Origin of the sequence: Streptomyces sp. NBC_00647 (assembly GCF_045207245.1) — a bacterium.
Classification (GTDB): domain Bacteria; phylum Actinomycetota; class Actinomycetes; order Streptomycetales; family Streptomycetaceae; genus Streptomyces.
Map to the genome: position 1 here is coordinate 6,088,503 of NZ_CP109040.1, position 21,699 is coordinate 6,110,201.

Genomic DNA, 21,699 nt, shown 5'->3' on the forward strand with positions numbered 1-21,699 from the left:
GGGTGAGTGTTCACTCACCTGTGCTTCTTCTAGAGTGAGTAAGTACTCACCCACCCGTCAACCCCGAGAGGGTGTGCCATGGAATCCTTGGGCCCCATGCAGCAGAGATCCACCACGGAGCCCACGCCGTCGAAACCGGCCAGGATCCGCATCCTCGACGCGGCGCACGAGCTCATGCTCACCCGCGGCCTCTCCCGCGCCACGACCAAGGAGATCGCCAGGGAGGCCGGCTGCTCCGAGGCCGCGCTCTACAAGTACTTCGCGAGCAAGCAAGAGCTGTTCATCCGGGTCCTTCAGGAGCGGCTGCCCAAGCTGGGCCCCCTCCTGGAGCGGCTGACGGCCGAGCCGGGGGAGCACTCCCTGGAGGAGAACCTCACCGAGATCGCCCGCCAGGCGGCCCTCTTCTATGAGCAGAGTTTCCCGATCGCCGCCTCCTTGTACGCGGAGACGCAGCTCAAGCGCCGCCACGACGACGCCATGCGGGCCATGGACGCGGGCCCCCACATGCCCATCCGGGGCGTCGCCGCGTATCTGCGGGCGGAGCAGCGGGCCGGGCGTATCCAGCCGGACTCCGACACCTACGCGGCCGCGTCCCTCCTGCTCGGCGCCTGCGCGCAGCGCGCGTTCGCCTACGACGCCACCCCGGAGGGCACGCCCCCGCCCCTGGACACCTTCGCCCCGGCGCTCGCCCGCACCCTGCTCGCCGGGATCGCGCCCGTCAGCCCGTGACGGACACGCCCTAGGAGGTCAGCCAGTCGTCCACGCCGGCCAGCAGCTTCGCCCGGACGTCCTCCGGCGCGGCCGACGCGCGGACGGACTGCCGCGCCAGCTCGGCGAGCTCCGGGTCCGTGAAGCCGTGGTGACGGCGGGCGATCTCGTACTGGGCGGCGAGCCGGGACCCGAAGAGCAGCGGGTCGTCGGCGCCGAGGGCCATCGGCACACCGGCTTCGAACAGAGTTCGCAGGGGGACGTCGGCGTGCTTCTCGTAGACGCCCAGGGCGACGTTCGAGGCGGGGCACACCTCGCAGGTCACCCCGCGGTCCGCGAGGCGCTTCAGCAGCCTCGGGTCCTCGGCGGCCCGCACCCCGTGGCCGATCCGTGAGGCGTGCAGATCGTCCAGGCAGTCGCGGACCGAGGCGGGCCCGGTCAGCTCGCCGCCGTGCGGCGCGGACAGCAGCCCGCCCTCCCGCGCGATGGCGAAGGCCCGGTCGAAGTCCCGCGCCATGCCCCGTCGCTCGTCGTTGGAGAGTCCGAAGCCGACGATGCCCCGGTCGGCGTACCGCACCGCGAGCCTGGCCAGCGTGCGGGCGTCCAGCGGGTGCTTCATGCGGTTCGCGGCCACCAGGACGCGCATCCCGAGTCCGGTCTCCCGCATCGCCGTGTCCACCGCGTCCAGAATGATCTCCAGGGCCGGGATGAGCCCGCCCAGGCGTGGTGCGTACGACGTCGGGTCGACCTGGATCTCCAGCCACCCGGAGCCGTCCTTCAGGTCCTCCTCGGCGGCCTCGCGCACCAGGCGCTGGATGTCCTCGGGCTCTCTCAGGCACGACCGCGCGGCGTCGTACAGGCGCTGGAAGCGGAACCAGCCGCGCTCGTCGGTCGCCCGCAGCTTCGGTGGCTCCCCGCTGGTCAGCGCGTCGGGCAGATGGATCCCGTGCTTGTCGGCCAGTTCCAGCAGGGTGGTGTGCCGCATCGAACCGGTGAAGTGCAGGTGCAGATGGGCCTTCGGCAGTTCACTCACATCACGTACGCGCTCCATCCAAAGATCCTGCCGTACGCGGATGTCGTGCCGGTAGCGCTTTCGCTGATCGGAGGCCTGCTCGAACGAACTAACGGGGCCGGCCACTCCGCTGAGTGGCCGGCCCCGCACGCGCGCGTGGAGCGCGAAGACGTCACCGGCGCCCCGAGGGCACGGGTGGACGAGGGGAGGTCAGTCCGTCGCCTCGGCCAGCAGCTTCTGGATCCGGCTGACGCCCTCGACGAGGTCCTCGTCGCCGAGGGCGTACGACAGACGCAGATAGCCCGGCGTGCCGAAGGCCTCGCCCGGGACGACCGCGACCTCGGCCTCCTCCAGGATCAGCGCGGCCAGCTCGACGGTGTCCGCGGGGCGCTTGCCGCGGATCTCCTTGCCGAGGAGTCCCTTCACCGAGGGGTACGCGTAGAAGGCGCCCTCGGGCTCGGGGCAGAGCACGCCGTCGATCTCGTTCAGCATGCGCACGATGGTCTTGCGGCGGCGGTCGAAGGCCTCGCGCATCTTCGCGACGGCCGTGAGGTCCCCGGAGACGGCGGCGAGCGCGGCGACCTGGGCCACGTTCGAGACGTTCGACGTGGCGTGGGACTGAAGGTTGGTCGCGGCCTTGACGACGTCCTTCGGGCCGATGACCCAGCCCACGCGCCAGCCGGTCATCGCGTACGTCTTGGCGACGCCGTTGACGACGATGCACTTGTCGCGCAGCTCGGGCACCACCACGGGCAGGGAGTGGAACTCCGCGTCGCCGTAGACCAGGTGCTCGTAGATCTCGTCGGTCAGGACCCACAGGCCCTTCTCGGCGGCCCAGCGGCCGATCTCCTCGATCTGCTCGCGGGTGTAGACCGCGCCCGTCGGGTTGGACGGGGAGACGAAGAGCAGCACCTTGGTGTTCTCGGTGCGGGCGGCCTCCAGCTGCTCGACCGAGACGCGGTAGCCGGTGGTCTCGTCCGCGACGACGTCCACCGGGACACCGCCGGCCAGACGGATGGACTCCGGGTAGGTCGTCCAGTACGGCGCCGGGACGATGACCTCGTCCCCCGGGTCGAGGATCGCGGCGAAGGCCTCGTAGATGGCCTGCTTGCCGCCGTTGGTGACGAGGACCTGGGCGGCCTCCACCTCGTAGCCGGAGTCGCGCAGCGTCTTCGCGGCGATCGCGGCCTTCAGCTCGGGGAGCCCGCCGGCCGGCGTGTAGCGGTGGTACTTGGGGTTCGAGCAGGCCTCGATGGCGGCCTGGACGATGTAGTCCGGGGTGGGGAAGTCGGGTTCACCGGCGCCGAAGCCGATCACCGGACGTCCGGCGGCCTTGAGGGCCTTGGCCTTCGCGTCCACGGCGAGGGTGGCGGACTCGGAGATCGCGCCGACGCGGGCGGAGACCCGGCGCTCGGTGGGAGGGGTTGCAGGGCTCATGGGACCCATCGTTTCAGACCGGAAACTCCCCCGGCACGCGGGTTTCACAGACTGAACAACGGCAGAACATCCGTCCGGATCCGCGCGCCCCACCAGTGGATCTTCGGCGGAGGCAGTCCGTACGGACACTTTCTGTTCGACGCCCGGCTCCGGACCACGTACACTCTCACCTCGTTGGCCTTCACCGGCCGCGCTCAACCGGTGCACACCGAGCACCCGGTCGGATGCGGTACGTTGGGGGAAATCAAAGGGTCGTAGCTCAATTGGTAGAGCACTGGTCTCCAAAACCAGCGGTTGGGGGTTCAAGTCCCTCCGGCCCTGCTACACACACCTTTCGCCAGGATGTGTGCGCATGTACGTACTGCAAATGCACCGCCGTGCGGCTCAACCGGGCGCGGCACGGTCACGACCCGGGAATCAGGTGAGGACGAGTGACGGACGCCGTGGGCTCCATCGACATGCCTGATGCCGAGGCGCCGGAGTCCAAGAAGAAGGCCCGCAAGGGCGGTAAGCGCGCCAAGAAGGGCCCGCTGAAGCGCCTTGCCACCTTCTACCGCCAGATCATCGCGGAACTCCGCAAGGTTGTCTGGCCGACTCGCAATCAGCTGACGACGTACACCACAGTGGTGATTGTGTTCGTCGTCATCATGATCGGCCTGGTGACCGTGATTGACTATGGGCTCAACCACGCCGCCAAGTACGTCTTCGGCTGAGCCGAGAGCGAAGGGCGCCGTCACCGGCGCCCCTTTCGCGTGTTCCACCCCCATGTATCCAGGAAGAAGCAGCCACCGTGTCTGACCCGAACCTGAACGACGCCAGCGAGTCGGTCGAGTCCGTTGACGACGAGCTCGAGATCGTCGAGGGAGCGGACGTCGTGGACGAGTTCGAGGCTGCAGATGCCGCCGCCGGCGAGCCCGCCGAGGACGCGGCCCTCCACGTCGAGGACGAGTCCGGTGAGGACGTCGAGGACGAGGACGTGCCCGACGAGGCGCTCGCCGCCGACACCGACGAGGCAGAGGCCGAAGAAGAGGCTGAGCCCGTCGAGCCCGTCGACCCCGTCACCGCCCTGCGCGAGGAACTCCGTCTGCTCCCCGGCGAGTGGTACGTCATCCACACGTACGCCGGTTACGAGAACCGCGTGAAGACCAACCTCGAGCAGCGTGCCGTCTCGCTGAACGTCGAGGACTTCATCTTCCAGGCCGAAGTGCCGCAGGAAGAGGTCGCGCAGATCAAGAACGGCGAGCGCAAGACGATCAAGCAGAACAAGCTCCCGGGCTACGTCCTGGTCCGCATGGACCTGACGAACGAGTCCTGGGGCGTCGTCCGCAACACCCCCGGCGTCACCGGCTTCGTGGGCAACGCCTACGACCCGTACCCGCTGACCCTGGACGAGATCGTCAAGATGCTCGCCCCGGAGGCCGAGGAGAAGGCCGCCCGCGAGGCCGCCGAGGCCGAGGGCAAGCCCGCTCCGCAGCGCAAGGTCGAGGTCCAGGTGCTGGACTTCGAGGTCGGCGACTCGGTCACCGTCACCGACGGCCCCTTCGCCACGCTGCAGGCCACGATCAACGAGATCAACGCCGACTCGAAGAAGGTCAAGGGCCTCGTCGAGATCTTCGGCCGCGAGACCCCGGTCGAGCTTTCCTTCGACCAGATCCAGAAGAACTAGCACCTTCTGGACGTACGTCTTCCGAACAGGTCAGACGGGCTCTCGCAGCCTGTCTGACCTGCTCGGTTTTTAGCCGCGCACAGATACCCGTTATCGTTGTGCGGTATGCCTCCATCCGGATCATCACCTCGGTTGAAGGCAGCCGTCCGGGGCGACTCGGACGTAGGAAGGCGAAAACGAAAGAGGACCCGGAATGCCTCCCAAGAAGAAGAAGGTCACGGGGCTTATCAAGCTCCAGATCAACGCCGGTGCGGCGAACCCGGCCCCGCCGGTCGGCCCCGCGCTCGGTCAGCACGGCGTCAACATCATGGAGTTCTGCAAGGCCTACAACGCCGCGACCGAGTCGCAGCGTGGCTGGGTCATCCCGGTGGAGATCACGGTCTACGAGGACCGTTCCTTCACCTTCGTGACCAAGACTCCGCCGGCCGCGAAGATGATCCTCAAGGCCGCGGGTGTCGAGAAGGGCTCCGGCGAGCCGCACAAGACCAAGGTCGCCAAGATCACCCAGGCGCAGGTCCGTGAGATCGCCACGACCAAGATGCCCGACCTCAACGCCAACGACCTGGACGCCGCGTCGAAGATCATCGCCGGCACCGCCCGTTCCATGGGCATCACGGTCGAGGGCTGACACCCACCTTCGTAGGAACCATGCGGCCTCGGCCGCACGTGGCAGGGCCTGCTCGGCCCGTACCACGACTCCTCAGAACACATCAGGAGCAGTAGTGAGCAAGCGCAGCAAGTCTCTCCGCGCTGCGGACGCCAAGATCGACCGGGAGAAGCTCTACGCCCCGCTCGAGGCCGTCCGTCTCGCCAAGGAGACCTCCACGAGCAAGTTCGACGGCACCGTCGAGGTCGCCTTCCGCCTGGGTGTCGACCCGCGCAAGGCCGACCAGATGGTCCGTGGCACCGTGAACCTGCCGCACGGCACCGGCAAGACCGCCCGGGTCCTGGTCTTCGCGACCGGTGACCGTGCTGCGGCCGCGGAGGCCGCGGGCGCCGACATCGTCGGCTCCGACGAACTGATCGACGAGGTCGCGAAGGGCCGTCTGGACTTCGACGCCGTCGTCGCCACCCCGGACCTCATGGGCAAGGTCGGCCGCCTCGGCCGCGTGCTCGGTCCCCGTGGTCTCATGCCGAACCCCAAGACCGGCACCGTGACCCCGGACGTCGCCAAGGCTGTCACCGAGATCAAGGGTGGCAAGATCGAGTTCCGCGTCGACAAGCACTCGAACCTGCACTTCATCATCGGCAAGGTGTCCTTCGACGACACCAAGCTGGTGGAGAACTACGGTGCGGCCCTCGACGAGATCCTTCGTCTGAAGCCGTCGGCCGCCAAGGGTCGCTACATCAAGAAGGCCGCGATCAGCTCGACGATCGGCCCCGGCATCCTGGTCGACCCCAACCGCACCCGCAACCTCCTCGTCGAGGAGGACCCGGCCGCCGTCTGAGCCTCCCGCTCACCCCGGTGACCGCGTCGCGCACGCGTTTTTGAACGGGCCCCGCAACCTTTCGAGGTGCGGGGCCCGTCCTCGTCTCCGGAGGCCTTTCCGGGGCGTGTGCCCCGGGGCGGAATCCTGAACGTGTGTCAGTGGGCTGCGCTAGCGTGCAGTTCACATAATTCGCATAGGGGTGGGACGAATGAAGAGCACCATGGTGCGCCGCGTGGCCCTCTCGATCGCGCTGACGGCCGCGCTGGCGGGGGCGACGGCCTGCAACTCCTCCGACTCCTCCGGGGGTTCGGGCAAGGCCGGGCAGAAGGGCACCACGCGCGTCAGCCCGATAGCGGCCCTGCGCTCCGCGGAGAGGTCCACCGACGGCGCCGACTCCGCCAAGGTCGAGTCCACGACCACCATGGGCACGCTGATGTCCATGAAGGCCGACGGCGTCATGGGCTGGGCGGACGGTCTCACCGGCACCATGACGATCACGTACACGGGCGGCACGCTCGCCGAGACGATGCGCCAGACGGGCAGCACCTCCATGCAGGCCCGCTATCTGCCCGACGCCTACTACGCGAGGATGAGCGACAAGTTCGCCGCGCAGTCCGGCGGCAAGCACTGGATCCGGTACGGGTACGACGACCTCGCCAAGTTCGGCGGCAGCTCGGGCGCGTATCTCAAGGACCAGATGCAGAACACCACACCGAACCAGTCCGTGAAGCTCCTGCTGGCCTCGGGTGACGTCGAGAAGGTCGGCGCGGAGACCGTGCGCGGCCGCTCGACCACGCACTACTCCGGCATGGTGGACGTCGCGGACCTGGCGAGCAAGTCCTCCAACCTCAGCGCGAGCCAGCTCGCCGACCTCAAGAAGCAGCTCACGGCGGCCGGCGTCACCACAGAGAAGGTCGACATCTGGGTCGACGGCGACGACCTGCTGGTCAAGAAGGTCGAGAAGGGCGAGCTGACGAGCGGCACGATGACGTCGACGGCGTACTACAGCGACTACGGGACGAAGGTCTCCGCCGAGGAGCCCCCGACGGCCGACACCGCCGACTTCAAGGACCTGCTGAAGGCGCAGGGCGCCACGGGCGGCACCACGTCCTGAGTCCTGGCCGGACCTTGCCTGAGCCGACGTCGTCCTGCCCGCACCCGGCTTTCGTCGTCGCACCCGCGCCCCGCCGTCCGTCGCGCCTCAGAAGCCCCGCGGAAACTCGGATGATCGCTCGAATCGCTTCCGATACGCTCGCGGCGAATCTGTGTATCGTCCATCTGTTCCCTGGGGGGAATCTTGAGACTGTCTGTACGCAACTCGGCAGGGCGCGGGGCGACCGGCGTGGCACTCGCGGCGCTGGTCCTCGGCGGGGGCGCGGTGGCCTGTACGAAGGACAAAGCGGAGTCGTCGCCCGCGCTCACGCCCGCCGCGGCCGTGGCGAAAGCGGCGAAGAACACCGAGGACATCACCTCCCTCCACTACCGGATGACCGGCAAGGTCCCGGAGCAGGGCCGGGTGAGCGGTGAGGCGGCGATGAGCATGAAGCCCCTGGCCATGAGCATGAAGATGACCTCCGAGGACCAGGCCGCCGACGGCCCGGTCGAGATGCGGATCGTGGGCAAGGCGATGTACATCGGTGGCGGCGCCCAAGCCGCCAAGGACATGGACGGCAAGAGCTGGATCAAGTTCGACATGTCCGCCATGGCCGGGGACAAGGAGCTGGACGCGAACCAGCTGGGCGGCGGACAGGCCGACAAGAACCCCGCCACCGAGTCCACCTTCCTCACCGGCTCGAAGAACGTGAAGAAGGTCGGGACCGAGACGGTCGAGGGCGTGAAGACCACGCACTACAAGGGGACGGTCACCCTCGACGACTTCCGCAAGTCCCTCAAGGGCGAGGACAAGGCCACGCGCGCGGCGCGGGAGAAGAGCCTCGAGCAGTACACGAAGATGGGCGTCGACACGTTCACGATGGACATGTGGGTCGACGGCGACGACCACACCAAGCAGTTCCGTATGCGGGGGACCGCCGACAAGGGTCCGCTCGACATGACCATCACCTTCCTCGACTACAACAAGCCGGTGACGGTGAAGGCCCCGCCCGCCAAGGACACCGTCGACCTCGCCGAGATGATGAAGGGCGTCCAGCAGCAGTGATCCGCGCGACCGGAACCGGAAGAACGGCCCGGCAGGTGGGCCGTTCGGCCGGATTTGCTTGACGGAGTCCCCTTCACGTACTCTCCTCGAGAAGCCAAAGACCGCTGGTCGTTGCCTCGTGCTCGCAAGAGGACGTGGTGACCGAAGGATCCGCTGAAACTGCGGACGACCCGCGTAGGTGACCGTGGATGTGTTCCCGGAGTTCGCACGCCCAGCGTGCGGAAGAATCCGGTTGAGCTACGCCCCGTGCGCCTGCGCCGGGGCGTTTCGTTTTGTCAGTCCCTTCTGAGCGGTCCTCATCACCCGGAAGGAGGCCGACGCTCTATGGCAAGGCCCGACAAGGCTGCCGCGGTAGCCGAGCTCGCGGACCAGTTCCGCAGCTCGAACGCCGCCGTGCTGACCGAGTACCGGGGTCTCACCGTGGCGCAGCTCAAGACGCTGCGTCGTTCGCTCGGTGAAGACGCCCAGTACGCCGTGGTGAAGAACACGCTGACCAAGATTGCGGCCAACGAGGCCGGGATCTCTACGCTCGACGACCTGTTCAACGGTCCGACGGCGGTCGCCTTCATCACCGGTGACCCGGTGACGTCGGCGAAGGGTCTTCGTGACTTCGCCAAGGACAACCCGAACCTCGTCATCAAGGGCGGTGTCCTTGACGGCAAGGCGCTGTCCGCCGACGAGATCAAGAAGCTTGCGGACCTCGAGTCCCGCGAGGTTCTGCTCGCCAAGCTGGCGGGTGCCTTCAAGGGCAAGCAGACGCAGACTGCTCAGCTCTTCCAGGCGCTCCCCTCGAAGTTCGTCCGCACCGCGGAGGCGCTTCGTGTCAAGCAGGCCGAGCAGGGCGGTGCCGAGTAATTCGGCTCGCGCATTGACCGCCGCCTGAGGCGACGGTCGCAGCGGGCCGAACGTACGCCCGCCTCACCAGTACATCCCGGCACCTGCCGATTTAGTGGAAGGACGCCATCATGGCGAAGCTGTCCCAGGAAGAGCTGCTCGAGCAGTTCGAGAACCTCACCCTCATCGAGCTCGCCGAGTTCGTGAAGGCCTTCGAGGAGAAGTTCGACGTCACCGCCGCCGCCGCGGTCGCCGTTGCCGGTCCCGCCGTCGGCGGTGCGCCCGCCGAGGCCGCTGAGGAGCAGGACGAGTTCGACGTCATCCTCACGGGTGCCGGCGAGAAGAAGATCCAGGTCATCAAGGTCGTGCGTGAGCTCACCTCGCTGGGCCTGAAGGAGGCCAAGGACCTCGTCGACGGCGCTCCGAAGCCCGTCCTCGAGAAGGTCGCCAAGGAGGCCGCCGAGAAGGCTGCCGAGTCCCTCAAGGGCGCCGGCGCCTCCGTCGAGGTCAAGTAACTCGACGAGTCCCCCGAGGACTCCTGTGAAGCTGTCTACAGCCGCTCAAGTAGCGCTGTAACGCTGACGCACTGAAGAGCGATCACCCAACTGGGTGGTCGCTCTTCGGCGTTCCAGGGGGTCCCCGAAGCGGCAGCCTTGCGCTGCAGGTCGCGACGAGTATGGTGATCTTCGTAGTGCCTCCGGCCACCCTGTGACAGGCAGAGAGACGGGTTGCAAGACGGGCCGCACGTGACGATCGCGGCACTTGCTTTGGGCTTGGGGGGCCTTGACGAACCGCACGCAGCGCGCAATTCTCAGGACGCGTCGTCACAACGATCCGTATCCGAGGCATGGATCGCTGACGAAGAGGGCAGTATCGATGTGCATTGAGGGCGTGGCTTGCCGCAGGTGTTGAGAACAACGAGGGTCTCAAGAAACCGGGACTGGACATCAGTGGGCCTACTGGCTACACTGACCCTTTGCGCTGCCTGTTAGCTGCCTCCTGCCCGTCACCAGGGGCATGCCCGTGTTTGAGCATCGACGGTTGGACTATCCCTGACCTGGCCTTATCCGGCCGGATCGGGAACGGCCCGACGCTTTGTCCGACATGGGACCGGTACGCGCGTAGTGAGTCCGAGCCCTCGGAAGGACCCCCTCTTGGCCGCCTCGCGCACTGCCTCGACCGCGAATACGAACAACGGCGCCAGCACCGCCCCGCTGCGCATCTCCTTTGCAAAGATCAAGGAGCCCCTCGAGGTTCCGAACCTTCTTGCGCTGCAAACCGAGAGCTTCGACTGGCTGCTCGGCAACGACGCGTGGAAGGCTCGTGTCGAGGCGGCTCTGGACAGCGGACAGGACGTCCCCACCAAGTCCGGTCTCGAAGAGATCTTCGAGGAGATCTCTCCGATCGAGGACTTCAGCGGGTCGATGTCCCTGACGTTCCGCGACCACCGCTTCGAGCCCCCGAAGAACTCCATCGACGAGTGCAAGGACCGCGACTTCACGTACGCGGCCCCGCTCTTCGTCACCGCCGAGTTCACCAACAACGAGACCGGCGAGATCAAGTCCCAGACGGTCTTCATGGGCGACTTCCCGCTCATGACCAACAAGGGCACCTTCGTCATCAACGGCACCGAGCGTGTCGTCGTGTCGCAGCTGGTCCGCTCGCCGGGTGTCTACTTCGACTCCTCCATCGACAAGACGTCCGACAAGGACATCTTCTCGGCCAAGGTCATCCCGTCCCGGGGTGCCTGGCTCGAGATGGAGATCGACAAGCGCGACATGGTCGGTGTCCGCATCGACCGCAAGCGCAAGCAGTCCGTCACCGTTCTCCTGAAGGCTCTCGGCTGGACCACCGAGCAGATCCTCGAGGAGTTCGGCGAGTACGAGTCCATGCGCGCCACCCTGGAGAAGGACCACACCCAGGGCCAGGACGACGCGCTGCTGGACATCTACCGCAAGCTGCGTCCGGGCGAACCGCCGACCCGTGAGGCCGCGCAGACGCTTCTGGAGAACCTCTACTTCAACCCGAAGCGTTACGACCTCGCCAAGGTCGGCCGGTACAAGGTCAACAAGAAGCTGGGCGGCGACGCCCCGCTCGACGCCGGGATCCTGACCGTCGAGGACATCATCTCGTCGATCAAGTACCTGGTGAAGCTGCACGCCGGTGAGACCGAGACCGTTGGTGACAACGGCACCTCGATCGTCGTTGAGACCGACGACATCGACCACTTCGGCAACCGTCGTCTGCGCAACGTCGGCGAGCTCATCCAGAACCAGGTCCGCACGGGTCTGGCTCGTATGGAGCGCGTCGTCCGCGAGCGCATGACGACTCAGGACGTCGAGGCGATCACGCCGCAGACCCTGATCAACATCCGGCCGGTCGTCGCCTCCATCAAGGAGTTCTTCGGCACCAGCCAGCTGTCGCAGTTCATGGACCAGAACAACCCGCTGTCGGGTCTCACCCACAAGCGCCGTCTGTCGGCGCTCGGCCCGGGTGGTCTCTCCCGTGAGCGGGCCGGCTTCGAGGTCCGTGACGTGCACCCGTCGCACTACGGCCGCATGTGCCCGATCGAGACGCCTGAAGGCCCGAACATCGGTCTGATCGGCTCGCTCGCCTCCTACGGCCGCGTCAACGCGTTCGGTTTCGTCGAGACGCCGTACCGCCGGGTCACCGACGGTGTCGTCACCGACGAGGTCGACTACCTGACGGCCGACGAAGAGGACCGATTCGTCATCGCGCAGGCCAACGCGCCGCTCGGCGACGACTTCCGGTTCGAGGAGACCCGCGTCCTGGTCCGCCGTCGTGGCGGAGAGGTCGACTACGTCCCCGGTGACGACGTCGACTACATGGACGTCTCCCCGCGCCAGATGGTGTCGGTCGCGACCGCGATGATCCCGTTCCTGGAGCACGACGACGCCAACCGTGCCCTCATGGGCGCGAACATGATGCGTCAGGCCGTTCCGCTCATCAAGTCCGAGGCGCCGCTGGTCGGCACCGGCATGGAGTACCGCTGTGCGGTCGACGCCGGTGACGTCCTGAAGTCGGAGAAGGACGGTGTGGTCCAGGAGGTCTCCGCGGACTACATCACCACCGCCAACGACGACGGCACGTACACCACGTACCGCCTGCACAAGTTCTCCCGGTCGAACCAGGGCACCTCCGTCAACCAGAAGGTTGTCGTGGACGAGGGCGCCCGCGTGATCGAAGGCCAGGTCCTGGCCGACGGTCCCGCGACCGAGGACGGCGAGATGGCGCTCGGCAAGAACCTGCTCGTGGCGTTCATGCCGTGGGAGGGTCACAACTACGAGGACGCGATCATCCTGTCGCAGCGCCTCGTGCAGGACGACGTCCTCTCCTCGATCCACATCGAGGAGCACGAGGTCGACGCCCGTGACACCAAGCTCGGCCCCGAGGAGATCACCCGGGACATCCCGAACGTCTCCGAGGAGGTCCTCGCCGACCTCGACGAGCGCGGCATCATCCGTATCGGTGCCGAGGTCGTCGCCGGCGACATCCTCGTCGGCAAGGTCACGCCCAAGGGTGAGACCGAGCTGACGCCGGAGGAGCGCCTGCTGCGCGCGATCTTCGGTGAGAAGGCCCGTGAGGTCCGTGACACCTCGCTGAAGGTCCCGCACGGCGAGATCGGCAAGGTCATCGGCGTCCGCGTCTTCGACCGTGAAGAGGGCGACGAGCTGCCGCCGGGCGTGAACCAGCTGGTTCGTGTCTACGTGGCGCAGAAGCGCAAGATCACGGACGGTGACAAGCTCGCCGGCCGTCACGGCAACAAGGGCGTCATCTCGAAGATCCTGCCGATCGAGGACATGCCGTTCCTGGAGGACGGCACCCCGGTCGACATCATCCTCAACCCGCTGGGTGTGCCGTCCCGAATGAACCCGGGACAGGTCCTGGAGATCCACCTCGGCTGGCTCGCCAGCCGCGGCTGGGACGTCTCCGGTCTCGCGGACGACTGGGCCCAGCGCCTGCAGGCCATCGGTGCCGACCAGGTCGCCCCGGGCACCAACGTCGCCACCCCCGTCTTCGACGGTGCGCGTGAGGACGAGCTCGCGGGTCTCTTCGAGCACACCCTGCCCAACCGCGACGGTGACCGTCTGGTCCTCCCGTCCGGCAAGGCGAGGCTGTTCGACGGCCGCTCCGGTGAGCCGTTCCCGGACCCGATCTCGATCGGGTACATGTACATCCTCAAGCTGCACCACCTGGTCGACGACAAGCTCCACGCCCGCTCGACCGGTCCGTACTCGATGATCACCCAGCAGCCGCTGGGTGGTAAGGCTCAGTTCGGTGGCCAGCGCTTCGGTGAGATGGAGGTGTGGGCGCTGGAGGCTTATGGCGCCGCTTACGCCCTCCAGGAGCTGCTGACCATCAAGTCCGACGACGTCACCGGCCGCGTGAAGGTCTACGAGGCCATCGTCAAGGGCGAGAACATCCCCGAGCCCGGCATCCCCGAGTCCTTCAAGGTGCTCATCAAGGAGATGCAGTCTCTCTGCCTCAACGTGGAGGTGCTGTCCAGCGACGGTATGTCCATCGAAATGCGTGACACCGACGAGGACGTCTTCCGCGCGGCGGAGGAGCTCGGCATCGACCTGTCGCGGCGCGAGCCGAGCAGCGTCGAAGAGGTCTGACGGGAGTCCGGCCGGGCCTTGGCCACCTGTGGAAAGGGTGATCAAGGCCCGCCGGCCCCAGGACCCCCGTATCAGACCCCTAAGACTTACAACCCTGAGAGGGATTGACGCATAGTGCTCGACGTCAACTTCTTCGATGAGCTCCGGATCGGTCTGGCCACCGCTGACGACATCCGTCAGTGGAGCCACGGCGAGGTCAAGAAGCCCGAGACCATCAACTACCGCACCCTCAAGCCCGAGAAGGACGGACTCTTCTGCGAGAAGATCTTCGGTCCGACCCGGGACTGGGAGTGCTACTGCGGTAAGTACAAGCGTGTCCGCTTCAAGGGCATCATCTGCGAGCGCTGCGGCGTCGAGGTCACTCGCGCCAAGGTGCGTCGTGAGCGGATGGGCCACATCGAGCTGGCCGCTCCCGTCACCCACATCTGGTACTTCAAGGGCGTTCCGTCGCGGCTGGGCTACCTGCTCGACCTCGCCCCGAAGGACCTCGAGAAGGTCATCTACTTCGCCGCGTACATGATCACGTACGTCGACGAGGAGCGCCGCACCCGCGACCTGCCCTCGCTGGAGGCCCACGTCTCCGTCGAGCGTCAGCAGGTCGAGAACCGTCGCGACGCCGACCTCGAGGCCCGCGCCAAGAAGCTCGAGACCGACCTGGCCGAGCTCGAGGCCGAGGGTGCCAAGGCCGACGTGCGCCGCAAGGTGCGCGAGGGCGCCGAGCGTGAGATGAAGCAGCTGCGTGACCGCGCGCAGCGCGAGATCGACCGTCTCGACGAGGTGTGGACCCGCTTCAAGAACCTCAAGGTCCAGGACCTGGAGGGCGACGAGCTCCTCTACCGCGAGCTGCGTGACCGCTTCGGCACGTACTTCGACGGATCGATGGGTGCCGCGGCGCTGCAGAAGCGCCTGGAGTCCTTCGACCTGGACGAGGAGGCCGAGCGCCTCCGCGAGATCATCCGCACCGGCAAGGGCCAGAAGAAGACCCGTGCGCTCAAGCGCCTCAAGGTCGTCTCCGCGTTCCTGCAGACCAGCAACAGCCCCAAGGGCATGGTGCTCGACTGCGTGCCGGTCATCCCGCCGGACCTTCGCCCGATGGTGCAGCTGGACGGTGGCCGCTTCGCGACCTCCGACCTGAACGACCTGTACCGCCGTGTGATCAACCGCAACAACCGTCTGAAGCGGCTTCTCGACCTCGGCGCGCCCGAGATCATCGTGAACAACGAGAAGCGCATGCTCCAGGAGGCCGTCGACGCGCTCTTCGACAACGGCCGTCGTGGTCGCCCGGTGACGGGCCCCGGCAACCGTCCGCTGAAGTCGCTGTCCGACATGCTCAAGGGCAAGCAGGGTCGATTCCGTCAGAACCTGCTCGGCAAGCGTGTGGACTACTCCGCGCGTTCCGTGATCGTCGTCGGTCCGCAGCTGAAGCTGCACCAGTGTGGTCTGCCCAAGGCCATGGCGCTGGAGCTCTTCAAGCCGTTCGTGATGAAGCGCCTGGTCGACCTGAACCACGCGCAGAACATCAAGAGCGCCAAGCGGATGGTCGAGCGCGGCCGCACGGTCGTGTACGACGTCCTGGAAGAGGTCATCGCGGAGCACCCGGTTCTGCTGAACCGTGCGCCCACGCTGCACCGCCTCGGCATCCAGGCCTTCGAGCCGCAGCTGGTCGAGGGCAAGGCCATTCAGATCCACCCGCTCGTCTGCACCGCGTTCAACGCGGACTTCGACGGTGACCAGATGGCCGTCCACCTGCCGCTCTCCGCGGAGGCGCAGGCCGAGGCCCGCATCCTGATGCTGTCCTCGAACAACATCCTCAAGCCGGCCGACGGCCGCCCGGTCACGATGCCGACCCAGGACATGGTCCTCGGTCTGTTCTTCCTGACCACCGACGGCGACCTGCGGAACGTGAAGGGCGAGGACCGCTCCTTCGCTTCCGTGGCCGAGGCGATCATGGCGTTCGACGCCGGCGAGCTCTCGCTGCAGTCGCGCGTGGACATCCGCTTCCCGGTGGGCACCATCCCGCCGCGCGGCTGGACCCCGCCGGCGCAGGAGGAGGGCGACCCGGAGTGGCAGCAGGGTGACACCTTCCGCCTGCGGACGACCCTGGGCCGCGCGCTCTTCAACGAGCTGCTGCCCGAGGACTACCCGTTCGTCGACTACGAGGTCGGCAAGAAGCAGCTCTCCGAGATCGTCAACGACCTCGCCGAGCGCTACCCCAAGGTCATCGTGGCGGCGACGCTCGACAACCTGAAGGCGGCGGGCTTCTTCTGGGCGACCCGTTCCGGCGTCACCGTGGCCATTTCCGACATCGTCGTTCCGGATGCGAAGCGCGCGATCGTCAAGGGCTACGAGGACCTGGACGAGAAGGTCCAGAAGCAGTACGAGCGCGGTCTGATCACCAAGGAAGAGCGCACGCAGGAGCTCATCGCGATCTGGACCAAGGCGACCAACGAGGTCGCCGAGGCGATGAACGCGAACTTCCCGAAGACCAACCCGGTTTCGATGATGGTGAACTCGGGCGCACGAGGCAACATGATGCAGATGCGTCAGATCGCCGGTATGCGTGGTCTGGTGTCGAACGCCAAGAACGAGACGATCCCGCGCCCCATCAAGGCCTCCTTCCGTGAAGGCCTGTCGGTGCTCGAGTACTTCATCTCGACCCACGGTGCCCGTAAGGGTCTGGCGGACACCGCTCTGCGTACCGCCGACTCGGGTTACCTCACCCGTCGTCTGGTCGACGTCTCCCAGGACGTCATCATCCGCGAGGAGGACTGCGGCACCGACCGTGGCCTCAAGCTGCACATCGCGGAGCGCGGCGCGGACGGCATCCTGCGCAAGGCGGAGAACGTCGAGACCAGCGTGTACGCACGTGCGCTGGCCGAGGACATCACCGTCGACGGCAAGGTGCTGGCCCCGGCCAACACCGACCTCGGCGACGTCCTCATCGACGAGCTCGTCAAGCACGGCATCGAGGAGGTCAAGACCCGCTCGGTCCTGACCTGTGAGTCCGCCGTCGGCACCTGCGCCATGTGCTACGGCCGCTCGCTGGCCACCGGCAAGCTGGTCGACATCGGTGAGGCGGTCGGCATCATCGCCGCCCAGTCCATCGGTGAGCCCGGTACCCAGCTGACGATGCGTACCTTCCACACCGGTGGTGTGGCCGGTGACGACATCACCCAGGGTCTGCCCCGTGTCGTCGAGCTCTTCGAGGCTCGTACGCCGAAGGGTGTCGCCCCGATCTCCGAGGCCTCCGGCCGCGTGCGGATCGAGGAGACCGAGAAGACCAAGAAGCTCGTCGTCACCCCGGACGACGGCAGCGACGAGACGGCGTTCCCGATCTCGAAGCGTGCCCGTCTCCTGGTGTCCGAGGGCGAGCACGTCGAGGTGGGCCAGAAGCTCACCGTGGGTGCCACCAACCCGCACGACGTGCTGCGCATCCTGGGTCAGCGTGCCGTCCAGGTCCACCTGGTCGGCGAGGTCCAGAAGGTCTACAACTCGCAGGGTGTGTCGATCCACGACAAGCACATCGAGATCATCATCCGGCAGATGCTGCGCCGTGTGACGATCATCGAGTCGGGCGACGCGGAGCTGCTGCCCGGCGAGCTGGTCGAGCGGTCGAAGTTCGAGACCGAGAACCGTCGTGTGGTCCAGGAAGGCGGCCACCCGGCCTCCGGCCGTCCGCAGCTGATGGGTATCACCAAGGCCTCGCTGGCGACCGAGTCGTGGCTGTCGGCGGCGTCCTTCCAGGAGACGACCAGGGTTCTGACGGACGCGGCGATCAACGCCAAGTCCGACTCCCTGATCGGCCTCAAGGAGAACGTCATCATCGGTAAGCTCATCCCGGCCGGTACGGGTCTGTCCCGCTACCGCAACATCCGGGTCGAGCCGACCGAGGAAGCCAAGGCCGCGATGTACTCGGCCGTCGGCTACGACGACATCGACTACTCGCCGTTCGGCACGGGCTCCGGCCAGGCCGTCCCGCTGGAGGACTACGACTACGGTCCGTACAACCAGTGAGCGGTAGGCAGTAGGTAGTACGAAGGGCGGTCATCCCCGATGGGGGTGACCGCCCTTCGGCGTTTCCCGGCCCGCCGAGGACCCGTCCTGGCGGACCTGTTCCGGTGTGCCCTAGCGCGGGAGCTGGAGATACGGCTCCAGGGCGCGCAGCCGGGTGTAGTTGTCGGGGTGGGTGGACAGCAGCTTGGCGAGGCCGCCGGGCTCCTTGAGCTTCTTGCCCTGGGTGACGGCGTACGCCTTCGCGGCGTCCTCCTCGGCCTGGAAGTGGTGCAGGACCTGGGCCATCTCGGGGGCGAAGCCGAGGGCCGCGGCCTGCTGGTCGGCGCGCAGCTCGCCGAGGCGTCCCGCGTAGGCGAGGAGGTAGGGCGCGACGACGAGGGGCACGGTGATGTACCAGGCGACGAGGAACCCGGCGAGCACGAACATCCCCATGAAGAGGATCAGGAGCCCGGTCGCGGCCGCCGAGAAGACTCCGGCGACGGCGAGCGCGATCCTGGCCAGCACGCGGGTGAACGCCCACGCGAGCCGTCCGGGCAGCGAGTACCAGTAGCCGAGGAGACCGGCCCAGGCGTGACCGCCGGTGTGGTGGCCGAGCTCATGGGCGAGTACGGCGGCGAGGTTGCTGCTGGGAATCCGGTTGAGGGAGTACGTGGTGACGCCGACGACATGGCCGGCGGCCGCGACCGCGTTCAGGTCGTCACTGTTCTCCACCATCAGCTCGTAGGTGCCGGCCTCGATGCCCGCCCGGGCGGTGACCTCCCGCCAGATCGGCTCCAGCCGGGCCCGCTCCTCGGCCAGCGGCGCCCGCAGCTTGAGCACGTGCCGGGCGAAGCGCAGCTCGGTGGGCCGGTGGAAGACGAGCGCGCCCGAGGCGAGCCAGGCCACCACGACCAGCCAGCCCACGGCCGTGCCGAACATGCCCAGCGCGAGCGCCGAGACCACGGCGAGACTCACCAGGAACCCCGGGATCTGCGTCGCCAGCTGTCCGATGGCGGTGGCGTCGGCACCTCGCTGATGGCTTGCCAGGTGGACGCGTGAGCCCTGGTGGCGGTAGTCGAGGTCGTCGGGCGCGGTGGCCTGCTGCGGGACGAAGGGCGCCGGGTGCGGCTGTTGCCCCGCGTACCCCCGGTCCGGCCCCGGGTACTGGGGAGACGGGGTCACCGTCTGCTGGTGACCGGAGGCCGGGTACTGGGGTGCGCCTGCGGCACCGGGGTATTGCGGTGCGCCTGCCCCGGTGCCGGGGTGCTGCGGTGCGGGGCCGCCTCCGGCTCCGGGGTGCTGCGGTGCGGGGCCTGCGCCTCCCCCCGGGTACTGGGGAGCGGGGCCGCCTCCGGCTCCGGGGTACTGCGGTGCGGGGCCTGCGCCTCCTCCCGGGTACTGCGGCGCCGGGCCGCCGCCCGCTCCGGGGTACTGCGGCGCCGGGCCTCCGGCACCCGGGTACGAGGGCGCGGGGTCGGCGGCGCCCGGGTACTGGGGAGCGGGGCCCCCGGCGCCCGGGTACTGCGGCCCCGGCCCGTCCGTCCCCGGGCTTCCGGGGTACTGCGGTGGGGGAGCGGCGGCTCCCGGGTACGGGGGCGGAGGGGTGGTGGCGCCCGGGTACGGGGGCTCGGGGGACGCGGGCGCCGGCCCTGGGGGCTGGGACATGGAGGGCTCCTTCGATGAGCGGAGGTCAGCCGATGAGCAGCGCGGTCGGCAGCAGGGCGGTGCCGGCGCAGAAGGCGATCAGGCCGGTGCGGATCCACTGGTGCTTGCGGGCGGCGATGCGGCTGGTCTCGATGAGCGCCGCCGTGAGTCCGGCGGCGGGGTCGCGGTCGGTGTCGGCCAGCGCGGTGGCCAGTCGGCCCTCGCGTACGGCCTGCTGGATGTCGCCGAAGTAGCAGAGAGGCCGGCCCGGGGCCCAGGTGCCGCGGCGGTAGCGGGGGAGCACGGCGAGCAGCAGCGCGAACAGGGACAGCCCCAGCGCCGCCGCCCCGGTCCACCACAGGCCCGTCCCGGCCCGGGACAGCTCGGTCGGTGTCCAGCCGCGTCCGGCGAGCAGTGCGCTGAACACCCCCGCCGTCATGCCGAGCGCCGCCACGAGCACGGAGGCCTTGCTGTCGGCCCGGGCTATCTCGCCCCGCAGCTCGGTCAGGAGCCGCTCCGCGGTGCGGCCACCGGCCCCGGCCCCGGACGGGGGCGAGGACGGGTCCGGGAGCGCCGGGGACGGTGGCGGCCCGACGGGTGCTGGGGGGCCGACGGGTGCCGGCGGGGTGCCGGGTGTCGGCGGAGCCGTGGGCGCGGGGGGCCGCGCCGTGTCGGGTGTGGTCACGCGGGCTCGTCCCCCCGAGCGTCCTGCTGCGCCGCGGCGGGCGGCACGGCGGTCCGGGCGCTCTCGGGGCCCCCGGGCACCGGGGGCACGGCCGGAGCCGGTCCGGCGGCGGCGTACGGCGTCGTGGAGGGCTGTCCGTAGAGGGCGGGGCCGCCGGCCTGCCCCGGCGCCACGGGGGCCGCGGTGTCCGGACCGCCGGCGTACGGCGGCTGGGTGCCCGCGTAGGGCGGCTGTCCGCCGTACAGGGTCCGGTCGTCGGCGTACGGCGCGTGACCGCCCGCGTACGGCGCCTGTCCCGCGTATGGCGGCTGGGCGCCCGCGTAGGGAGGCTGCCCGGCGGACGGAGGCTCCCCGCCCGCGTACGGGGGCCGGCCACCCGCGTACGGGGCCGGGCCGCCGTACGGGGGCTGTCCGGCGTACGGCGGCTGCGGGGTCTGGCCGGGGTGGGGCGACTGGCCCGGATACGGCGGCTGGGGCGGCGTCTGCGGCTGTCCGGGCGCCGCACCGGCCGGGAGTGCCCCCAGCCCGTCCCGCGGCGCCGGAGGCGTCTGCTGCTGGATCAGCTCGTCGACGGCACGCAGGGTCGAGCGCGCCGACTCCGCCTTCTGGAAGTCCTCCAGGGTGTCGCCGGCGATGACTTCCAACTGGCCTCTGATGATGGACAGCTGATCCTTCTGGATGGAGCCGACCACCATCTTCGTGTCCTCGGGGTGCTGGGCGAGATGCAGGGCCCAGGCGGCGACGCCCCCGTGCTGGAGGTGGTACTGGTAGAAGTTGATCTTCTCGGTGATCAGATGGTGGTCCTGCTGCTGGCGCAGCACCTCCAGCTCGTGCTGCTGCCGGGCCAGCCGGAGCCGGAACTCGTGCTCGGGGTCGAGCATGTCGGACTCGTAGCGCAGGCTCCGCTGCCGTCGCCGGTGCGCGATCGCCTCGTCGTCCAGCCGCAGGCGTACGACACAGGTGACGGCGAGTCCGATGCCCGCGGCGAAACCGCCGGTCTCCACGGCATGCTGGACCGCGCGCTCGGCGGCCGGGCTGTCCTCGATGGAGAAGGCCCGGCTCACGGGCCGCGCGAGCTGGTGCAGTTCACGGGTGAGCCGCGTCGGCACATCGCGCTCGCCGCTCGCCACGTACGCGATCGGGTCCGCGACCCGCCAGGTCAGATCGGCGGTGGCACCGAAGGAGAACGCGTCGTCGTCGCTCGGCACCTCCAGGGCGAGCTGCACGGGATGGCTGCCCATGTCCACCTCGTAGACGGAGGTGTAGCGGCGGGTGGCCGCGTCCGCGCGGCTCGGCCGGTGCGGCGGCATGTAGACGTCGTACGAGCCCTTCGCGGTGACGAAGACCAGCGCGTGGTCGATCGCGGTGACCGCGCGGCGGACGGTGTAGTCGAAGCGCGCGATCGGCCGCACGGTGAGCACCGGGTCGATGAGCGTGGTGTGCCGGTTGGCGTCCTGCTGCCACTCCGGCTGACGGCGGAACTCCGCCATGG

Annotated in this window: 16 protein-coding genes and 1 tRNA gene; 12 read left to right on the plus strand and 5 right to left on the minus strand. The window is 68.4% G+C overall.

Annotation, left to right across the window (positions count from 1 at the left end; all coding sequences use genetic code 11):
- The first annotated feature begins 96 nt into the window (after positions 1–96).
- Positions 97–729 carry a TetR/AcrR family transcriptional regulator gene (locus tag OG788_RS26830; RefSeq protein WP_406373996.1) on the plus strand — a complete coding sequence of 211 codons (633 nt, stop codon included), beginning with the start codon at positions 97–99 and terminating at the stop codon, positions 727–729.
- A gap of 10 nt (positions 730–739) precedes the next feature.
- Here OG788_RS26830 and OG788_RS26835 read toward each other — a convergent pair whose 3' ends face one another.
- On the minus strand, positions 740–1,759 hold the full coding sequence (locus OG788_RS26835) for an adenosine deaminase (RefSeq protein ID WP_351542651.1): 1,020 nt from the start codon (positions 1,757–1,759) through the stop codon (positions 740–742).
- Between the two features lie 171 nt (positions 1,760–1,930).
- On the minus strand, positions 1,931–3,157 hold the full coding sequence (locus tag OG788_RS26840) for a pyridoxal phosphate-dependent aminotransferase (RefSeq protein WP_266761701.1): 1,227 nt from the start codon (positions 3,155–3,157) through the stop codon (positions 1,931–1,933).
- Between the two features lie 248 nt (positions 3,158–3,405).
- Here OG788_RS26840 and OG788_RS26845 point away from each other — a divergent pair.
- The 11 genes from OG788_RS26845 to OG788_RS26895 all read left to right on the plus strand — a co-directional run bounded on the left by OG788_RS26845 (position 3,406) and on the right by OG788_RS26895 (position 17,899).
- Positions 3,406–3,478 (plus strand) — tRNA-Trp (locus OG788_RS26845).
- A 110-nt stretch (positions 3,479–3,588) separates the two neighbouring features.
- Complete coding sequence (gene secE, locus OG788_RS26850) at positions 3,589–3,870, plus strand: preprotein translocase subunit SecE (RefSeq protein WP_103549158.1); 282 nt, start codon at positions 3,589–3,591, stop codon at positions 3,868–3,870.
- Between the two features lie 77 nt (positions 3,871–3,947).
- Entirely contained in the window at positions 3,948–4,823 is an 876-nt protein-coding gene (gene nusG, locus OG788_RS26855; protein WP_266848364.1) for a transcription termination/antitermination protein NusG, read from the plus strand.
- 193 nt (positions 4,824–5,016) lie between these two features.
- On the plus strand, positions 5,017–5,451 hold the full coding sequence (gene rplK, locus OG788_RS26860) for a 50S ribosomal protein L11 (protein WP_266761707.1): 435 nt from the start codon (positions 5,017–5,019) through the stop codon (positions 5,449–5,451).
- A 94-nt stretch (positions 5,452–5,545) separates the two neighbouring features.
- Complete coding sequence (gene rplA, locus OG788_RS26865) at positions 5,546–6,271, plus strand: 50S ribosomal protein L1 (protein WP_266761709.1); 726 nt, start codon at positions 5,546–5,548, stop codon at positions 6,269–6,271.
- A gap of 190 nt (positions 6,272–6,461) precedes the next feature.
- Positions 6,462–7,367 carry a hypothetical protein gene (locus OG788_RS26870; RefSeq protein ID WP_406373998.1) on the plus strand — a complete coding sequence of 302 codons (906 nt, stop codon included), beginning with the start codon at positions 6,462–6,464 and terminating at the stop codon, positions 7,365–7,367.
- A gap of 183 nt (positions 7,368–7,550) precedes the next feature.
- Entirely contained in the window at positions 7,551–8,411 is an 861-nt protein-coding gene (locus OG788_RS26875; RefSeq protein ID WP_351542658.1) for an LppX_LprAFG lipoprotein, read from the plus strand.
- A gap of 324 nt (positions 8,412–8,735) precedes the next feature.
- Positions 8,736–9,266 (plus strand): 50S ribosomal protein L10, encoded by a 531-nt coding sequence (rplJ, locus tag OG788_RS26880; RefSeq protein WP_081218869.1) that lies wholly within the window; start codon positions 8,736–8,738, stop codon positions 9,264–9,266.
- A 110-nt stretch (positions 9,267–9,376) separates the two neighbouring features.
- Positions 9,377–9,760, plus strand: a complete 384-nt coding sequence (gene rplL / locus OG788_RS26885) for a 50S ribosomal protein L7/L12 (protein ID WP_351542660.1) — start codon at positions 9,377–9,379, stop codon at positions 9,758–9,760.
- A gap of 639 nt (positions 9,761–10,399) precedes the next feature.
- Positions 10,400–13,885 (plus strand): DNA-directed RNA polymerase subunit beta, encoded by a 3,486-nt coding sequence (gene rpoB, locus OG788_RS26890; RefSeq protein ID WP_351542662.1) that lies wholly within the window; start codon positions 10,400–10,402, stop codon positions 13,883–13,885.
- 114 nt (positions 13,886–13,999) lie between these two features.
- Entirely contained in the window at positions 14,000–17,899 is a 3,900-nt protein-coding gene (locus OG788_RS26895) for a DNA-directed RNA polymerase subunit beta' (RefSeq protein WP_351542664.1), read from the plus strand.
- Between the two features lie 111 nt (positions 17,900–18,010).
- Here OG788_RS26895 and OG788_RS26900 read toward each other — a convergent pair whose 3' ends face one another.
- From OG788_RS26900 to OG788_RS26910, 3 genes are all read right to left on the minus strand, one after another.
- On the minus strand, positions 18,011–19,060 hold the full coding sequence (locus OG788_RS26900) for a M48 family metalloprotease (RefSeq protein WP_406374002.1): 1,050 nt from the start codon (positions 19,058–19,060) through the stop codon (positions 18,011–18,013).
- 508 nt (positions 19,061–19,568) lie between these two features.
- The gene (locus OG788_RS26905; RefSeq protein WP_406374004.1) at positions 19,569–20,207 is read right to left on the minus strand and encodes a Pycsar system effector family protein; all 639 of its coding nucleotides are present in this window, start codon (positions 20,205–20,207) and stop codon (positions 19,569–19,571) included.
- Positions 20,204–21,697, minus strand: a complete 1,494-nt coding sequence (locus OG788_RS26910; RefSeq protein WP_406374006.1) for a PE-PGRS family protein — start codon at positions 21,695–21,697, stop codon at positions 20,204–20,206. Before OG788_RS26910 ends, OG788_RS26905 begins: the two co-directional genes overlap by 4 nt.
- Between the last annotated feature and the right edge of the window lie 2 nt (positions 21,698–21,699).

What these genes read in the sequence shown, in the direction of transcription:
- OG788_RS26840 (WP_266761701.1), bottom strand. Translation starts at nt 3,157, where the DNA reads ATGAGCCCTGCAACCCCTCCCACCGAGCGCCGGGTCTCCGCCCGCGTC.
- OG788_RS26830 (WP_406373996.1), top strand. Translation starts at nt 97, where the DNA reads ATGCAGCAGAGATCCACCACGGAGCCCACGCCGTCGAAACCGGCCAGG.
- rplL (WP_351542660.1), top strand. Translation starts at nt 9,377, where the DNA reads ATGGCGAAGCTGTCCCAGGAAGAGCTGCTCGAGCAGTTCGAGAACCTC.
- OG788_RS26910 (WP_406374006.1), bottom strand. Translation starts at nt 21,697, where the DNA reads ATGGCGGAGTTCCGCCGTCAGCCGGAGTGGCAGCAGGACGCCAACCGG.
- rplJ (WP_081218869.1), top strand. Translation starts at nt 8,736, where the DNA reads ATGGCAAGGCCCGACAAGGCTGCCGCGGTAGCCGAGCTCGCGGACCAG.
- OG788_RS26835 (WP_351542651.1), bottom strand. Translation starts at nt 1,759, where the DNA reads ATGGAGCGCGTACGTGATGTGAGTGAACTGCCGAAGGCCCATCTGCAC.
- OG788_RS26870 (WP_406373998.1), top strand. Translation starts at nt 6,462, where the DNA reads ATGAAGAGCACCATGGTGCGCCGCGTGGCCCTCTCGATCGCGCTGACG.
- rplK (WP_266761707.1), top strand. Translation starts at nt 5,017, where the DNA reads ATGCCTCCCAAGAAGAAGAAGGTCACGGGGCTTATCAAGCTCCAGATC.